The following is a 16568-nucleotide window of genomic DNA, read 5'->3' as shown; positions in this document are numbered from 1 at the left end:
TGACGAGGAACATACGACGACCCCGGATCGGCGTCAATCACTAGGAGTGTGCACAAAAGTAGCTCAAGTTACCACCGGGTAGCTTGTTGCTAAGCAAATGATGTTTGCTGGGTTGAAAGATTCGTGGTTGAAGGATTGCATGAGAGTGGTGCTGCGAGCACATCTTTCGCTCGGTCGTCGAGTCCGACCCCGCCGCTCTCGTCGCCGAGCTACTGCTGCAGCCGAAGTGTCAGGGACAGTGGGAGGTTCGGGCCAACTGATAGGGACCGGGCACCCCACGCGGCGAGGCGGCCGTCATCAACGCGACGCCCTCGGTGATGGCCTCGGTATTCCAGCAGGCGCGATCCTGTTCTTGCATCAATCGTCGCATCGAGCGCCTAGCGCAGTTCATGCTCTTCGGGCGGCGGAATACTCGAATCGAGCTCGTTCAATATCCCGACAATGAGCCCGCGGGCGGCCCGCCCGTAGACGGCAGAGCCTTTGAGCACCTCGAACATTCGCGCGTACATGGTGCACTCTTGCGGTTGGGTGATCTGAATACTCGCGGTCGGCGTTTCGAGTGCGACCAGTGTGTCGTCGAAGATCCAGAATCCGGTCGAGCCGACCGCCGTGCGTTCGGTCATCAGCGGGATGACGCCCAGCGAGATATTCGGCCGTGACAGCAGTTCGAGGAGTCGACCGAGCTGCCCCGCCTGGGTTTCTGCGGTGCCGAACCAGGTCCGCAGGGCCTGCTCCTCCAGCACGACGACGAATCGCTTGCCGCCGCGGCGGATGACGCGCTGCCGCTCCATGCGGACGGCCACCGCTTCCTCGATATCGTTCGGCGTGCCGAGGAATGTGGTCCAGAACGACAGCATCGCGGTCGAGTATTCCGCCGTCTGGAAGAGGCCGGGTATGACGTTGTGCTCGTATATGCGAAACACCTTCGTCTGCTCATACTGCTGGAGAGTGTGCGCGCCGAGTACCCGCTTCATTCCGGCACGGGCCTGCCTACGGAACTCCAGATAGGACGAATCGACCGAACGCAAGGTCGCGATCAGATCGGGCACCTGATCGTCGGCGGCGCACGCGGCACACCATCGGCGGATGTCGTGATCGGTGGGCGCTTGCGCGCCGTTCTCGATTTTGCTCACTCGCGTGGGATGCTGGCCGGTCTCGGCCGCCAACTCCCGCCCGCTCAGACCCGCGTCCTTGCGCATGTCGCGCAGCCTGCCGCCCAGTGCGCGGCGCGCCTCCTGAGCAGAACTAGACGGGTTGGTAGTCACGGTGCGGTATCGCCAGTTCCCACAGCGCATCGAAGGCGGTGCGGCACAGGCGAACGTCGTGCGGTTCGGTCGACGCCAACTTATCGATGGCGAGCCCGTTACCCGCATAGATCAGGAACACAACCAGACGATCGTCGAAGAGGTAGAAGTCGTTGCCGGGGATCGCGATCGAGGACACCAATCGGCGAGGCGCCCACCGGATGTCCTCCCCGGCCTCGACCATCGGCAAGGCGATGCTGTGCGACCAGCGCTGGTAGTCACTGAACGGTTCGGAAACGATCCGGATCCGACGGACCGACCGCCCGGCCGAGCTGTGCAGACGCACTGTTGCGCACCATTCTCGAAGCCATGCCAGATCGTCCGGCTGACCTGCCGCCCACTTCGCCATGTGCGGAAGTTCGACCGCCGTCCCATACGCATCGCGTGCCTCGAGGTGCACGGCCTCGCGCTCGAAATGCGTTAGTAGCCGGTCGAACTCATCATCCGATATCGACGCCACGGTCTCCCTGCCCGAAGAACCGCAGCATTCTGTCCGGGATTTCCACGCACGTTTCACCCGCGGGTATATCCATCTGAGCAAGAGCCTCCGAATCGGTAACCACCCAACCCTGCACCACCCACGAATCTCGATCGGTTCGGTAGACCGTTGGCGAACCGGCCGGGTTCGAACCAGGATCCTTGCCGATGAACGTCAGCCGCATGATGCCCCCTGGCTTCGACGGTTGCGAAGAATTGCGTCGCGCATTCATCCTGAACCGCGTCATCGCCGCACGTCAAGGGGTGTGCCGCCAGGACAGCAACAATTCGCAACTGTGTTCCCTCCCAGCGCGGATGACGCATAGATTTTGCTCGGCACCCGGCCCGGGGTCGCAGCACCGGGCACATCGACTTGCAGTGAGCCGCGGTCGGAAGGTCCGATGCGCCGGGTGCCACCGAACTCCACACTCGCATACAGGAGAGCACCGATGAGGCCGAAGGCGATCGGATTTCTGCGCCGCGACATTTCTGGTATCAGGCGGGAACGCCATGAAATGGAAATCCGTTCGCGGGCACGTGAACTCGGCTACGACCTGGCTCGCATGGTGATGCTGGGCCCGTCGGCGGATGCCATCGATCGACTGGTTGTGATGCTGAACCGACTCGGCGCCGCCGCAGTGATAGCGCCCAGTGCCGAGCATGTCGTCGAAGCGCGGGACCAGTTGTGCGCCGTGTGCGATCTGGTCATCGTCACGCCGCAGGAAAGATGGCCGCTCGGCCGCTAGTGATTGCCGCTCAGCGCGACGCTCGCGCCGACGCCGATGATCATGAGCCCGCCGGTGCTGCCCACTGCCTCGAGACGACGCGGGGAGCGGACGAACCACGAACGGGCCGTACCGGCCAGCAGCGCCCAACTGCTGTCCGAAACAACCTGGATGGCCAGGCAGACCGCGCCCAGGAGCAGGAATTGCATAGGCAGGGCGCCTGCCTCGGGGACCGCGAACTGGGGTAGCACTGCGCCGAGGAATACGTATGCCTTCGGGTTGGTCGCTCCGACGACGAATCCTTGACGCACGATCCGGCCTAGGGCCGGTTTTTCCGCGGCCGATTCCAGCGCGGCGGCCATCTGTTTGCGATCGCGAATCGCCATGACGCCCAGATAGATCAGATATGCCGCGCCCGCGATCTTGATGAGGGTGAACAGCATTGCCGATGCCGCCAGAATCGTGCCCAGGCCCAGGACAACGGCCGTCAAAGGCACAGTCGATCCCAATGTCGCACCGAGCACCGACAGTAATGCCGGACGGCGGCCCAGTGTCAAGGCCCGTCCGATGGCGAACAGCACATTCGGGCCGGGGATCACGACGATGACCAGTGCGGCGAGAGCGAAGGCTGCGAGGTGGGAAGCGGGCACCATCGGAGCAGCTTATGCTGGTGTCGGCCGGTGATGTCGCGAAGAGACTTCGCTCTGCTGGGGAGTGCTTCCTCAGTGCAGGGTGCGGATCCAGCGACGGGTGTCGGCAGGATCGATGACGGCATCGAGCTCGAGCACGGTGGCGGCGGTCAGGGCTTTGCCATTGGCGTAGGCGAGTTGGACGAGGTTGTCGAAGGCTTCGCGTTGTTTGCCGGGGTCTTCGATAGCGGCCAACTCTTTGGCGAAGCCAAGGCGAACGGCGCCTTCCAGACCCATGCCACCGATCTCGCCAGTGGGCCAGGCGATGACGAAGCGTGGCGCGCGGAAGGAGCCTGCGGCCATGGCTTGCGCACCGAGGCCGTAACCCTTGCGCAGGATGACAGTACCGAACGGGACCGACAGGGCGGCGGAGTCGATGAACAGCTTGCTGAACTTGGTGACCGTTGCTTGTTTCTCGGCGTCGGGGCCGACCATGAAACCCGGTGTGTCGCAGAGGGAGACGATCGGCAACCCATGGGCGTCGCACAGCTGCAGAAAGGCGCTCAGTTTGTCGGCGGCCGGTGCATCGATCGCGCCGCCCAGGTGGTGGCAGTTGTTGGCAATCAGGCCGAACGGATGGCCTTCCACTCGAATCAGCGCCGTGACGACGCCGACGCCCCAGTCGCGCCGCAGCTCCAGGACTGAGTCGACATCGGCGACGGATTCGATGGCGGCCCGAATATCGAAGGCGCGCAAGCGGTTGTCGGGCACAACGTGCCGGGACACGCGCGGATCCGGCGCTTCCCAGTCCCCCACCGCCCCTTGGAAGTACGCCAGGTAGCGGCGCGCGAGCGCGACCGCCTCGGCTTCGTCGCGCGCGACCACATGGACGACGCCATTGCGGCGCTGCACGTCGATGGGCCCGATGTCCTCCGGCGCGTAGACGCCGAGACCGCCGCCCTCGATCATCGCAGGGCCACCCATACCGATATTCGCGTCGGGCGTGGCGATGACGACATCGCAGATGCCGAGCAGTGCGGCGTTGCCCGCGAAACAGCGTCCGGACACGATGCCGATCAAGGGAACTCGGCCCGACAGCGCGCCCATCGCACGAAATGTGGTGACATCGAGACCCGAGATGCCCGCATAGTCGGTGTCGCCCGGTCGCCCGCCACCGCCTTCGGTGAAGAACACCACCGGCAGCCGCTGCTCGTGCGCCAGCGCGAGCATCCGGTCGGTCTTGGCGTGATTGCGCACGCCTTGGGTGCCCGCCAGCACGGTGTAGTCGTAGGACATCACCAACGCACGAGCCGATTGAGCACCGCAGCGGTCGGCATTGATGGTGGCGATGCCCGCGATCAAGCCGTCTGCGGGCGTGTTCGCGATCAGGTCCTCCTGGCTACGGCGCAGCCGCTGCGCGGCCACCGCGAGCGCGCCGTATTCGATGAAGCTGTCGTCGTCGACCAACTCGGCGATGTTTTCCCGTGCTGTGCGTCGACCCAGCCGACGGCGTTTGGCCACCGCATCCGGACGCCCCTCGTCCAGCCCGATCCGGTGCCGCTGCCGCACCTGCGCCAAATCCGCGCGCTCAGCGTCCAGGTCCACTGCGACCATGTCGGCGGCAGGACCGTCGTGGTCGGCGTCGGTCCAGGTCACCAGTAGGGCGTGCGGGTCGACAACCGCTCCCGGTTCGACGACATGACGCAGCACTCGCAGCGGCTGTTGGGCCCGCAGCACGTGCTGCATCTTCATCGCCTCGAGCACGGCCACTTCCGCACCTGCGGGGAGGGTGACGCCAGGCGGGGCAAGTGCGACGACGGTGCCGCCCATCGGGGATCGAAGCGCCTGCTCGTCGTCGTGCAATACCTCTTGCGGCCCGCGGGCCGAGGCCGAGTTTTGCTGGGCCGTATCTGCGCCGGGCGATCTGTCCTGCCCCACCGCGGACGGTTCGACGGCATCGGCATACGCCATCCTTGGTGCGTAATCCGCTGCGCGACCGGAGAGTTCGCTCATGTTGTCTTCGAACCACGAGGTCGTCACGGTGACCCCGCCGGCGAGCCGGTCGAGGGCTGCGCGCAGCAGACTCGTGTTGGTGTCCACGCCGACTACCACCGTCTCCGCCAAAGCATCCGAACATCGCCGCAGCGCAGCCGAGTACGTCGGTCCGTGGGCGATCACCTTCGCCAGCAAGGAGTCGAACTGCGCGCTCGGTCCGATACCCGCGTGCGCGGCGGTGTCGACCCGAACGCCGCCCCCCGTTGGTGGGGCGAAGCGCGTGATGGAACCCGTGCTCGGCACTATTTCCCCACCCGCGGTCACGAGTTCGGCATTGATCCGCGCCTGCACGGCGAATCCGCGCGCTGCTACGTCGGACAGCTCGAGATCCGCGAGAGCGCATCCCTGCGCGAGATCGAATTGAACCGCCACCAGATCCACACCGGTCACCTCCTCGGTCACCGTGTGCTCGACTTGCAGCCTCGGGTTTACCTCGAGGAACCACGCGTCATCACCGCCGACCAGGAATTCGACGGTGATCACGCCGCGACAGCCCACCGACTCGGCGATCCGGACGGCAGCGCTGTGCAGTCGTTCCCGCAGCGCCGCAGCGAGATTCGGTGCCGGAGCAATTTCGATGAGCTTCTGGTGCCGCCGCTGGACGCTGCAGTCCCGGTCGCCGATCGCGATCGCCCGCACGCCGTCCGCGACGACCTGGACCTCGATGTGCCGTGCGCCCGGCGCGAGCACTTCGGCATAAACGGTGCCATCACCGAAGCCCGCAAGCGCCTCGGCCACACAGCGTTCGTACGCCTCGACGATCCGAGATGCTTCGTGCACCACACGCATTCCCCGCCCGCCTCCCCCGGCCGCGGCCTTGACCATCACACCGCTCGGATGATCCGCGAGCAGTGCTGCGATCTCGGTCAGATCGGCACCGGCGGACGTCGCGGGCAGCACCGCGACCCCCGCCCGCTGCGCGGCCTCCCGGGCGGCGAGCTTGTTGCCGAAGATCCGCAACACCTCCGGCGCGGGTCCGACGAACACCAACCCTGCTTCCGCACAGGCGGCCGCGAAATCCGCACTCTCACTGAGGAACCCGTAACCCGGATGCACTAGTGCGCCGGAACCTGCCTTGCGCGCTGCGGCAACGACGGCGGCCACATCGAGATACGCCGCCGCCCCGACGCCCGGCAGTTGGACCGCGTCCTCGGCCAGCCGCACCGGCAGCGCTCCCACCTCGTCTGCGGTGTGCATCGCAAGGACCGAGTACGCCCGCTCGCGAGCCGTCCGGATCACCCGGACCGCGACCTCACCTCTGTTCGCCACCGCTATGCGCATGCCGACAGTCTGCGTTGACATTGACGTCAATGTCAACGACGATGATCCCATGACAGAGGCAGGCTGGTCGGTGCGCGCGGCGCGGGAAAGATCGCATACCTCCCGCCATCGCGCGCTACTGGACGCCGCAGCACAGGTCTTCGCTCTCCGCGGCTACGACAACACCACCGTCGCCGACATCACCGCGGCCGCCGGAGTCTCCCGAGCCACCCTGTACGTCTACTTCGCCTCCAAAGAGGAAATCTTCCTCGCCCTCGCCACTCAGGTCCGCGACGATTTCCTCGCCGCCCAGGAACCGGACATCGACCACGCCGATCCGCGAAACATGCTGGCCGCCACCATCGAATCCTTCGCCGCCGCCATCCTCGCCGCGGGCCCGATGCTGCGCCTCATCGACGAACGCGGCGCCGTCGACAACCGCATTGCCGCACTCGCCGAGGAAATCGCCGAACGGCCCATCCGCCGCTTCACCCGCTACCTGGAGCGCCTGCATGCCGCGGATCGGATCGCACCCGCCGTCCCGCCCCGCATCATCGCCGAAACCATCGGCTATACCCTCACCCGCGGCACCTTGGCCCGCGCCACCGCCACCCCTGCCGACCGCGGCGAATACCTCGCCCACATCAACACGGTCGCCGACACCCTCCTCAACCCGACCGACCTCCCCTGAGACAACCGACTCCACACCAACCTCACCCCCCACCGCAATTTCTCGGGGTGTGCACGCTTTGCGGTGCCCCACATCCGGACCGGATCCCGAAAAATGGTGCGACCAAGGGGCGACCGCCGACCGCCGACCGCCGGGACGCTCGAATGGGGCGAGCTACGGCTGGACTCGGTCAGGCGGTGCGGGAGTCGGCGAGTGAGCGATCGCCGAAGCTGGTTGCGGTCTGGGCGGCGGTGAAGGCCAGCACGCCGTCTTCGATGGGGCCCTTGCGGAGCATGGTGCGGTCGCGGAAGTAGTTGTTGATCACCTGCCATGGGCCGCGGATGCCCTGGCGCGGCATCACAGCGTCGCCGCGCTGGATGTAGCCGGAGGTGAGGGCGCCGCCCATCAGCGAGTCTTCGGAGCGGTCGCCGTCCTCGGCCACGGCGACCACCTTGTCGAAGCCGTTGGTCTGCATATGGTTGAGCAGGCGGCAGAAGTATTCCGCTGCCAGATCGGCCTTCAGCGTCCACGATGCGTTCGTGTAGCCGAGCACCACCATGGCGTTGGGAATGCCGCTGAGCAGCGCGCCCTTGTAGGCCACGCAGTCGCGGGTCACCACAGGTTCGCCGTCCACCTCGAGTGTCACGCCCCCGAGCATCTGCACGGTCAGGCCGGTCGCGCTGATGACGATGTCGGCGGGCAGCTCTGCACCGGACTCGAGCCGGATGCCGGTCTCGGTGAAGGTCGCGATGCGGTCGGTGACGATCGAGGCGCGGCCGCTGCGCAGGACCTTGAAGAGGTCACCGTTGGGGACCACACACAAGCGCTGATCCCACGGGTTGTAGGACGGTGTGAAGTGGCGCATGTCGATGTCCTTGCCGACCTGCATCCGGACCGCGCCGAGCAGCAGCTTCTTGGCCATCTCGGGGTTGGTGCGCGAGAGCTGGAAACTAGCGCGCTGCAGGGCGATATTGCGGGCGCGGCCCAGCTTGTAGGCCACCTTCGCGGGCACGCGGGTGAGCTTCATACCGACTGCGACGGGATCGTCGGCGGGCAGTGCCGTGATGTAGGTCGGCGAGCGCTGCAGCATGGTGACATGCGCGGCATCCTCACTCATGGCGGGGATCAACGTGATCGCGGTCGCGCCGCTGCCGATCACGACGACGCGTTTGCCTCGGTAGTCGAGATCCGCGGGCCAATGCTGGGGATGCACGAGTTCCCCGCCGAAGTCGGCTTCGCCGGGGAACTCGGGGCGGTACCCGTTGTCGTAGTCGTAGTAGCCGGTGCAGCCGACGAGAAAATTGCTCGTGTATATCTCGGAGTCGCCGGTCTGCTGGTCGACCGCCTCGACCGTCCACAGCCCGGCTTCGGTGGACCAGCGCGCAGTAGTCACCTTCCGCCCGAAACGGATGTGGTCGGTGACGCCGTACTCCGCCGCCGTGTCCTCGATGTACTGCCGGATGTGCGGTCCGTCGGCGAGCACCTTGGTACCGATCCAGGGCCGGAAGCCGTAGCCGAAGGTGTACATATCCGAGTCCGAGCGAATGCCCGGGTAGCGGAAGAGATCCCAGGTGCCACCAATCGCGGTCCTGCGCTCCAGGATCGCGTAGCTACGCCCGGTCTGCTCGCGGGTCAGATGGCAGGCCATGCCGATTCCGGACAGGCCTGCGCCGATGATCAGTACGTCGACATGCCGCGTCATTGAGGTACTCGTTTCGTCTGGTCTCGCCCGGGCGCCCTCGGCCGCGCGTTCCCACAAGATTACGTGTTATCGATAGTTACGTCTAGTAGTGGAGGTCGGCGCGCCCGGGTCTACCATTAGAACCGGGGTGGTGACAAGGGTGACCCCTGGCCATAACGCGCAGATCATGAACGACTGCGGCGCTCACGGCTCGCGGCGTACTGTCCCCAACCCGAGGTGTCGCATGTGTCGCGGAGCTGACCGGACTGCTCGAGGAATCACCCGCGTCGCGGTCGAGCACCGTCCGTACCACGACCGATCCGGCAACCATCACCGCCGAGCGGCGCAGCGCCGACGGCTTTGCCGGCGCCGGGCTCATTCCGCACAAGGTGTCCATCACCGACTTCACCGACACGCACTTCAACGACCTGTTCCCCCGGAACTCCTGAAGGGAGATCGGCTCCGATGAGTCTGTCGTTCCACTGGTTCCTCCCCACCTACGGCGATTCCCGCAGTCTGGTCGCGGGCGGGCACGGCACCTTCATGTCCGGCGATCGCCCCGCGACACTGCGTTACCTCAACCAGATCAGTGCCGCCGCCGAGGCCAACGGTTTCGAGGCCGTCCTCACCCCGACCGGCACCTGGTGCGAGGACGCCTGGCTGACCACCGCCATGCTCGTCGAGACCACCGAAACCCTGAAGTTCCTGGTGGCGTTGCGGCCCGGTCTGATCAGCCCCACCCTCGCCGCACAGATGGGCGCGACCTTCCAGCGGCATTCGCGCGGCCGGTTGCTGCTGAATGTGGTGACCGGCGGCGAACCGCACGAGCAGCAGGCCTACGGCGACTTCCTGGACAAGGAGCAGCGCTATGCACGTACCGGCGAATTCCTGCACGTGGTGCGGGAACTGTGGAAATCGGCCGATCCGGTGACCTTGGATGGCGAGCACATCCAGGTGCGCGGCGCCCAGTTGGCCAATCGGCCCGACCCGATCCCGCCAGTGTTCTTCGGTGGTTCGTCCGCGCCGGCGGGGCCGGTGGCCGCTCGGTACGCCGACACGTACCTCACGTGGGGCGAGCCGGTGCTCGCGGTGAGCAGGAAGCTCGACTGGATCCGTGGACTCGCCGTCGATCAGGGCCGCGTCCTGGACTACGGCCTGCGCATCCACGTGATCACCCGCGACACCGCCGAGGAAGCGTGGGCCGAGGCCGACCGTCTGCTGAAGGGCATCGACCCCGCCGATATCGAACGGGTGCAGGCCAGCCTGTCCCGCAGCGAGTCCGAGGGACAGCGTCGCATGTCCGAACTGCACGGCGGCAGCACCGACCGATTGGAGATCGCGCCGAACCTGTGGGCGGGCGTCGGCCTGGTCCGCGGCGGCGCGGGCACCGCGCTGGTCGGCTCGCACGAGGAAGTGGCCGAGCGCCTCATCGAGTACTCGAAGGTCGGCGTCAGCCATTTCATCCTCTCCGGCTATCCGCATCTGGAAGAGGCCTACTGGTTCGGTGAGGGCGTGCTGCCAATCCTCGAGCGCAAGGGCCTGTGGCGGAATCCGGTCAACGGAGCGGGCACCCCCGGCGCCACCCCGTTCACGGCGTCCTCCAACAGCTGACGACCGCCCTCGTCGCCCCCGGAAGATGCCGGATTCCATGGCGCGATGGGCACCGCCGTCTGCCGGGTCGACGAGTAACAGCAGGTGATGCAGCTACGCAGGCACTGCGTCGACGCAGTGCAGTGCGGTACCCCCAGTCATGGGTACCTGTGTCCCACCGACGAGAATGGTCTGCCGAGTCCGGCCGAGCCGGCGGACTCGGCAGACCATTTTTCGTCCAAAGGGAGTACATGACAAGCGCACCAGCGCGGCGGTGGCGCCGCCGCTTCCCCGAAGAAGCGAGCACGCCAGACGCCGGTACCGCCACGCTGAAGCGCAGCCTCGGCCGCGTCGATCTCACTGCGATGGGCGTCGGCACCATCGTCGGTGCAGGCATCTTCGTGATCACCGGAGTGGCCGCGGCGGAGAAGGCCGGTCCGTCTATCGTGCTGTCGTTCGTGCTCGCAGGCACAGTCTGTGTGCTCGTCGCGCTCTGCTACAGCGAGCTCGCCGCAATGGTTCCGGTCTCCGGCAGCGCCTACACCTATACGTACGCGACCCTCGGCGAGGGACCTGCGTTCCTGGTCGGGTGGAATCTGCTGTTGGAATTCGTCATCGCCGGTGCTGCCGTCGCCATCGGCTGGTCCGGCACGGTGGTGTCCGCACTGGACTCGATGTTCGGAATCACGCTGCCGAAGGCCATCACGGCAAGCCCTACTGAGGGTGGTGTCCTCAACCTGCCCGCGGTGCTGATCATCGGGGTGATCGTCGCGGTGCTCGTCGGTGAGGTCTCGCTGACCGCACGCATCACCAAGGCACTGGTCGGCGTGACCATCGGCGTGCTGGTGCTGGTCGTTGCCGTCGGCGCCCCGCATATCGATGTGGGAAACTGGACGCCGTTCGCGCCCTTCGGCCTCGGCGGCGTCGTCGGTGGCGCCGCCATCGCGTTCTTCGCCTTCCTCGGCTTCGATGTGGTCGCGGCCTCGGCGGAGGAAGCTCGCAACCCGCGCCGCGATGTGCCGTTCGCGATCATCGGCACGGTTCTCATCGCCACCCTGCTGTACGCACTCGTCAGCGCGGTACTGACCGGAATCGCCCCCTTCGCGACACTGAACAACGCCTCGCCGATCGCGACCGCCTTCGGCGGACTGCACATCGGCTGGATCGGCAATGTCATCGTGATCGCCTCGATCATCGCGCTCACCAAGGGTCTGCTGCTGATCGTGTACGCACAGGTGCGCCTGATGTTCGCCATGTGTCGTGACCGACTGTTGCCGAACACCCTCGCCACCACCGGCAAGCGCTCCACCCCGGTCCGGCTGACGCTGCTGCTCGGCACCGTCTGCGCAGCGATCGCCGGACTGCTGCCGATCGACATCGTCGTCGAGCTGGTGAACATCGGCGCGCTCTCGGCCTTCGCGGTGGTGTGCGTCGGGGTGCTGGTGCTGCGCAAACTGGAACCGAACCGCGAGCGTCCGTTCCGCACGCCGCTGGTTCCCGTGGTCCCGATCCTCGCGCTGGTCGGCTGCATCTTGCTGGCAACCACACTGGACGCGCTGACCTGGGTCCGTTTCGCGGTCTGGGTGGCCATCGGTATCGCCGTCTACCTGGGCTACGGCCGCAAACGCTCGGCCATGGCCGCACCGGAACCCGCCACGGAGGCAGTTCAGGCCGAGCGGTAGCGGGCGACTTTTCCGCAATTGAGATCTTGCACGAATTCGACCGAGAGCATTCCCGATTCATTGCGGATAACCAGGGATTTCGGCACGCTCTCTGGCAAGAGTCGCGGCACCCCACCCTCAACGGCCGTGTGGAAAGGACAACAACCCTATGTCCGATGACGAGAAGCAGATCCGGATCCTGATCGAACGATGGGCCGCCGCGGTGCATGTCGGCGACCTCGCCGGTGTCCTCACCGACCACGCGCCCGACATCGTGATGTTCGATGTGCCGCCGCCGAACGAGGGGATCCGCGGCATCGACGCCTACCGTGACGTCTGGCCCGGCTTCTTCGAATGGCAGGCCAAGGGCGCAACGTTCGACATCGTCTCACTCGAGGTCGCCGCCTCCGGTGACGTGGCCTTCGCCTACGCCCTACTGCTGTGCGGCACCGCGGAGGATTTCGCCACCGATCCGGCGAAACGGCTGCGCCTAACCTTCGGTCTACGCAAGCAGGAAGGGCGCTGGGTCATCGTGCACGAGCACCATTCTTTCCCCGACACCGGTTTCGAATCGGACAACGGCTAGCCCGAGGCCGGCCCTGCGGCTGCACTCGATGCAATCATGCAGCAGACGCCACTCCGGACATCGCGGCGCAGAACGGAATCGCGCACGGGGCCACGCCAAGCCGCGACAACGCTCTGAGCTTTCCTTTTCTCCTTTCAGAACTCCAGCGGCATCTGAAATTTCATCGAATGCCATTGTGCGCACAACGCAGTGCCGCTCGGGCGGTAGCAGTGCGGTGCGCAATACCGCATCGCGTGCACCAGGAGTTCCACGTGAATCAGCCAGGCTACGAGAAGCATTCGGGCACCCGACCCTCCGCCCGGTAAGAGAACCGGACGGAGGGTCCCGATCCGCCCGGCAGCATCGGACCGATGCTCAACAGTGAGCGCAAGTTCGCTGCGCGGAGTAGTCGATACCGCCTCGGTTTCATTCCAACGAAGAAAGCCGCGCGCAGCGTCGGGCCCATGCTCTACTCGAAGGCATTGGTCGGTGATCGGGGGTCTACCCATGCGACGTCCTTTTGGGCTGCTCGGCATCGCGGCGGCCGTACTACTGGTCGCGGGGTCCGGCTGTTCCCCCAACGGACCCGTGCCAGGCAAGGCCGTCGCGTCGCCGCAGCCATTTCCGACGCACGAGACCTATCTGGCGCAACGGGTCGAATGGCAGCCGTGTCGGGAGGAGCCCGACCTGGACTGCGGATCAATTCGCGTTCCGGTCGACTACGAACGCCCGGCTGCCCTAGCCATCACAATGCCGTTGGTCCGGCTGCGCGCGACCGATCCGGCGCATCGACTCGGCGTGCTCACCACCAATCCCGGCGGGCCGGGCGAATCCGGTTACGAGCAAGTGGTATCCGCACGCAACCCGCACGACACCAGCCTGCGCAAGTTCCTTGCCCGCTACGACCTCGTCGGCTTCGACCCGCGCGGTGTCGGCCGCACGGCGGGCGTCAAGTGTCTCGGCGACCGCGAGATGGACGAGTATCTCGCCACCGACTTCACCCCGACCGACGCCGCTGGACTGCACGCGGTCGCGGCGGCGCACAAGCGTTACGCCTCGGCGTGCCTGCGTCAGACCGGCACGTTGCTCGGCTTCGTCGGCACCGAATTCGTCGCTCGCGACATGGACATCATGCGATCGGCCCTCGGCGAGGACACACTCAACTTCATCGGCTTCTCCTACGGCACTCGAATCGGCCAGCAGTATGCCGAGCAGTTTCCACATCGAGTCGGCCGCATGCTGCTGGATTCCGTCGACGATCCGAGCGTCCGGACCGAGCGCTGGGATTTCTCCGGCGCGGAACCCGCGTCGAGCACAGGCCCCGTCGAACTAGCTCCGCGCGACCGTGTCGTACGCGACATGCTCGCCTCGTGCGCGGCCCGGCCGGACTGTCCGGTGGGGACCGATGCCGAAGCGGCGATGCGCGCCCTGCGCGAACTCATCGACCGCATCGACGCGCACCCGATCCCCGCCGCCGACGGCAGGAAGGTGGGCTCGAACCTGGCGCTGATCGGCATCTTCCAGGCGACCTATGACGAAAGATATTGGCCCAGCTTCGAAAAAGCCTTCGCGCAAGCACTGGACGGCGACGGCACCGGATTCGCCCAGCTCGCCGACAGCTATGTCGGTCGCGGCGATTCGGGCGCCTACTCGACCTCCGATTCGGCCTTCTGGGCGGTCCAGTGCGTCAACGACGATCCGGCGACCTACCAGTCGAAGTCCGAGGACGAGATACTGGCGGAGTTGGCGCGGATCGCACGAAGTCGCGCGGTGGCTGCGCCGATTTTCGGCGCCAATCGAGTGTTCAGCACCCCGCTGTGCCTGTTCTGGCCAGTGCCGCCGACACAGCAGTCCAGAGCGGTCGATGCCGCGGGTGCGCCGACCATCGTGCTGCTGAACAACACCGAGGACCCGGCGACGAAACTGGAAGGCGCACAGAACGTCGCGCGCAACCTCGCCGACGCGGTCTTGGTGGTGAACGAACACGAAGGCCACATCGCCTTCGACAACGGCTCGAAGTGCATCGACGCGATCGTCGTCGGCTTCTTCCTCGACGGCATCGTCCCCGAGAAGGGGACGCGCTGCCAGGGCTGACCTGCCACGTCAGCCCTGGCAGGCACCAGAGGCGCAGCACCCCTCACCGCGTCGCGCGGCCAGCCCTTCTTTGACGGCAATCGCGGCAATAGCCAGTCCCGCGAGGGGATCGGCCTACCCTGTACCAAATCCGGGTTACGGGCTGGATTGAAGGATCGCTGTGTCGCGTCCCGCGCCCGATCAGGTTGCCGCTCCAGCGAACACAGTCCATGCCGACCGGCAATGCGCCGGTCAGAAGTTGTGATGTGGGCCGCCGATCGAATGGCCTATGCGAACCCGCCTCGCCATCAGTGATCCTTCAACAATGTAGACATCGAGCGTAGACCTACAACGTTGACACCGCGTCGATATGGGCGTGTACTGGAGGTCTAGACGCCGGGACGGCCTGACACCGACTCCGGCCGAGAGGTGCTGAATTCGATGAACGCAACCAGAGATGGACCAACCGGACGCCCGAAAGGTCATGGCGACAGGAAACGCGCCAGCCACAGCCCGCTGACCCGGGCCGCAATGCTCGCGGCCGCGCTCGAGATCATCGACCGCGACAGCGTCGACCAACTGTCCATGCGGCACCTCGGCGACGCGCTCGGCCGAGACCCGATGGCGCTCTACCGACACGCGGCCAACAAAGCGGCGGTCCTCGACGGAGTCACCGAGATGGTGCTCGAACAACTGACCGTCGACATCGACGACCCCGACTGGCGCCACCAGCTGCGTGTCGTGGCACGCGAGTTCCGCGAGCTGGCGGTGGCGCACCCGAACGTGGTTCCCCTGCTGGTCACCCACCCGCTGGCCACGCCGCTCGGACTGCGGCCGCTGGGTACCCTGCGCCCACTGGAAAACACGCTGGATCTGCTCACCCGCGCCGACTTCAGTGGCGCGGACGCCCTGCACATCTACCGCGCCCTGTTCGGTTTCCTCAACGGCCACATTCTCAACGAGCTCCAGGAAATCGTCGAACGCCCCGAAGAAACCACCGACCTGTTGCGCCTCGGCCTCAATCGCCTGCCGATCGGTGAATTCCCTTTGCTGCGCGGCCTCGCCTCGGACCTGGCCGCCTACGACGGCGTGACCGAACTCGAGCGCGGCCTGGACATCCTGCTGTCCGGCCTCACCATGACCATGACCCCAAGCCGGTCCACAGTCGAGACAGGAGCCCCAATCATGACACCTTCACCGATCCGAACCGATCCGAACAACCGCATTCCGTCCACAGATCGGCTCCGGCTGCGGTGCACACCACAAGCAGCCGACGCCGGCGACGTCGACGATCCCGAAACTATTGCCGCACAGCAGCGTTGGGATTCCGAAGGCGGAGCCGAAAGTCGCCGGAACGCGACCGTCATCACCGGGACAAGGCAGCACCTCGCTGTCGAGAGGCCCGAATTCGCAGCCGAGACAGGAGCCGCACCATGACCTCAGTACAGATTCGACGGCACGCTGCGCGCCACCGCGTGCCACCCGACTACACGCCTCGGCTGAGATTGAAGCCGAAAGCCGAAAGCATCGGGTATCTCGACGGCGCGTGGTGGCCCCGATCCGACGACCTCACCGCCGAACTGCCAGATCTGCTGGCAGTCTTGGCAATTCGACTCGGCCCCGTCTGGCGAGTCGTCTACGACCCCGCCGGATGGTCATCGCCGCCCCCACAGATGACCGCCAACGGTCGGGTAGTTCGACTCGACGCCTACCCGTTCGAGCTGTGGAACACGATGTATGTGTTCGGCAGCGACAGCACCTTCATCGTGCTGCAGGTAATCCCGTCCGCAACGAATCAACTCACCGCGCATTCGGCCCTGATGGCCGCCGCCACCCCCGAACCGGCGACCACTATCTCCAGATGAAAGGAAACCAGAC

General features: G+C 65.9%; 12 protein-coding genes and 1 pseudogene. 8 read left to right on the top strand and 5 right to left on the bottom strand.

The genetic code is table 11. From position 1 onward, the window contains the following. Positions 1-377: 377 nt before the first annotated feature. Together ACLMAL_RS28030 and ACLMAL_RS28025 are read right to left on the bottom strand one after the other, a co-directional pair. Positions 378-1265 carry a helix-turn-helix domain-containing protein gene (locus ACLMAL_RS28030; protein WP_412001824.1) on the bottom strand — a complete coding sequence of 296 codons (888 nt, stop codon included), beginning with the start codon at positions 1263-1265 and terminating at the stop codon, positions 378-380. Next, positions 1246-1764, bottom strand: coding sequence for a DUF6879 family protein (locus tag ACLMAL_RS28025; protein ID WP_328402104.1), 519 nt, complete (start codon positions 1762-1764; stop codon positions 1246-1248). The genes ACLMAL_RS28030 and ACLMAL_RS28025 overlap by 20 nt, the downstream gene beginning before the upstream one ends. A 466-nt stretch (positions 1765-2230) precedes the next feature. Here ACLMAL_RS28025 and ACLMAL_RS28020 point away from each other — a divergent pair, with 466 nt between their 5' ends. Continuing rightward, on the top strand, positions 2231-2527 hold the full coding sequence (locus tag ACLMAL_RS28020) for a hypothetical protein (protein ID WP_412001823.1): 297 nt from the start codon (positions 2231-2233) through the stop codon (positions 2525-2527). On the opposite strand, the gene ACLMAL_RS28015 is transcribed toward ACLMAL_RS28020, so the two are convergent. Both ACLMAL_RS28015 and ACLMAL_RS28010 read right to left on the bottom strand, forming a co-directional pair. Further along, positions 2524-3159: a LysE family translocator gene (locus tag ACLMAL_RS28015; RefSeq protein WP_328402108.1), complete on the bottom strand. Its 636-nt coding sequence runs from the start codon at positions 3157-3159 to the stop codon at positions 2524-2526. The two genes, ACLMAL_RS28020 and ACLMAL_RS28015, sit on opposite strands and share 4 nt — an antisense overlap. A 69-nt stretch (positions 3160-3228) precedes the next feature. Then, the gene (locus ACLMAL_RS28010; protein WP_412001857.1) at positions 3229-6471 is read right to left on the bottom strand and encodes a carboxyl transferase domain-containing protein; all 3243 of its coding nucleotides are present in this window, start codon (positions 6469-6471) and stop codon (positions 3229-3231) included. A 49-nt stretch (positions 6472-6520) separates the two neighbouring features. Between ACLMAL_RS28010 and ACLMAL_RS28005 the strand changes: the two genes are divergently transcribed. Next, positions 6521-7141: a TetR/AcrR family transcriptional regulator gene (locus ACLMAL_RS28005; protein WP_412001822.1), complete on the top strand. Its 621-nt coding sequence runs from the start codon at positions 6521-6523 to the stop codon at positions 7139-7141. Positions 7142-7310: 169 nt separating this feature from the next. Here the strand turns inward: ACLMAL_RS28005 and ACLMAL_RS28000 are convergent, their stop codons facing one another. Further along, the gene (locus ACLMAL_RS28000; RefSeq protein WP_412001821.1) at positions 7311-8822 is read right to left on the bottom strand and encodes a flavin-containing monooxygenase; all 1512 of its coding nucleotides are present in this window, start codon (positions 8820-8822) and stop codon (positions 7311-7313) included. A gap of 444 nt (positions 8823-9266) precedes the next feature. On the opposite strand from ACLMAL_RS28000, the gene ACLMAL_RS27995 reads away from it, so the two are divergent. The 6 genes and pseudogenes from ACLMAL_RS27995 (at position 9267) to ACLMAL_RS27970 (ending at position 16555) form a co-directional block, all read left to right on the top strand. Continuing rightward, positions 9267-10412, top strand: a complete 1146-nt coding sequence (locus ACLMAL_RS27995; protein WP_412001820.1) for an LLM class flavin-dependent oxidoreductase — start codon at positions 9267-9269, stop codon at positions 10410-10412. A gap of 230 nt (positions 10413-10642) precedes the next feature. Then, positions 10643-12073, top strand: coding sequence for an APC family permease (locus ACLMAL_RS27990; protein ID WP_412001819.1), 1431 nt, complete (start codon positions 10643-10645; stop codon positions 12071-12073). Positions 12074-12221: 148 nt separating this feature from the next. Continuing rightward, complete coding sequence (locus ACLMAL_RS27985) at positions 12222-12638, top strand: YybH family protein (protein WP_412001818.1); 417 nt, start codon at positions 12222-12224, stop codon at positions 12636-12638. A gap of 486 nt (positions 12639-13124) precedes the next feature. Next, positions 13125-14711, top strand: a complete 1587-nt coding sequence (locus tag ACLMAL_RS27980; RefSeq protein ID WP_412001817.1) for an alpha/beta hydrolase — start codon at positions 13125-13127, stop codon at positions 14709-14711. Positions 14712-15131: 420 nt separating this feature from the next. Next, a pseudogene (locus ACLMAL_RS27975) lies at positions 15132-15866 on the top strand (TetR/AcrR family transcriptional regulator); the annotation flags it as partial. 257 nt (positions 15867-16123) lie between these two features. Beyond that, positions 16124-16555, top strand: coding sequence for a DUF5994 family protein (locus ACLMAL_RS27970; protein WP_412001816.1), 432 nt, complete (start codon positions 16124-16126; stop codon positions 16553-16555). Positions 16556-16568 lie beyond the last annotated feature (13 nt).

Origin of the sequence: Nocardia sp. CWNU-33, assembly GCF_046764895.1 — a bacterium.
Taxonomy (GTDB): Bacteria; Actinomycetota; Actinomycetes; order Mycobacteriales; family Mycobacteriaceae; genus Nocardia.
Note: the sequence above shows the minus strand (reverse complement) of the source record. Positions and strands in the feature narration are given on the sequence as shown.

What these genes read in the sequence shown, in the direction of transcription:
- ACLMAL_RS28005 (WP_412001822.1), top strand. Translation starts at nt 6,521, where the DNA reads ATGACAGAGGCAGGCTGGTCGGTGCGCGCGGCGCGGGAAAGATCGCAT.
- ACLMAL_RS28000 (WP_412001821.1), bottom strand. Translation starts at nt 8,822, where the DNA reads ATGACGCGGCATGTCGACGTACTGATCATCGGCGCAGGCCTGTCCGGA.
- ACLMAL_RS27985 (WP_412001818.1), top strand. Translation starts at nt 12,222, where the DNA reads ATGTCCGATGACGAGAAGCAGATCCGGATCCTGATCGAACGATGGGCC.
- ACLMAL_RS28015 (WP_328402108.1), bottom strand. Translation starts at nt 3,159, where the DNA reads ATGGTGCCCGCTTCCCACCTCGCAGCCTTCGCTCTCGCCGCACTGGTC.
- ACLMAL_RS27990 (WP_412001819.1), top strand. Translation starts at nt 10,643, where the DNA reads ATGACAAGCGCACCAGCGCGGCGGTGGCGCCGCCGCTTCCCCGAAGAA.
- ACLMAL_RS28010 (WP_412001857.1), bottom strand. Translation starts at nt 6,471, where the DNA reads ATGCGCATAGCGGTGGCGAACAGAGGTGAGGTCGCGGTCCGGGTGATC.
- ACLMAL_RS27980 (WP_412001817.1), top strand. Translation starts at nt 13,125, where the DNA reads ATGCGACGTCCTTTTGGGCTGCTCGGCATCGCGGCGGCCGTACTACTG.
- ACLMAL_RS27970 (WP_412001816.1), top strand. Translation starts at nt 16,124, where the DNA reads ATGACCTCAGTACAGATTCGACGGCACGCTGCGCGCCACCGCGTGCCA.
- ACLMAL_RS27995 (WP_412001820.1), top strand. Translation starts at nt 9,267, where the DNA reads ATGAGTCTGTCGTTCCACTGGTTCCTCCCCACCTACGGCGATTCCCGC.
- ACLMAL_RS28020 (WP_412001823.1), top strand. Translation starts at nt 2,231, where the DNA reads ATGAGGCCGAAGGCGATCGGATTTCTGCGCCGCGACATTTCTGGTATC.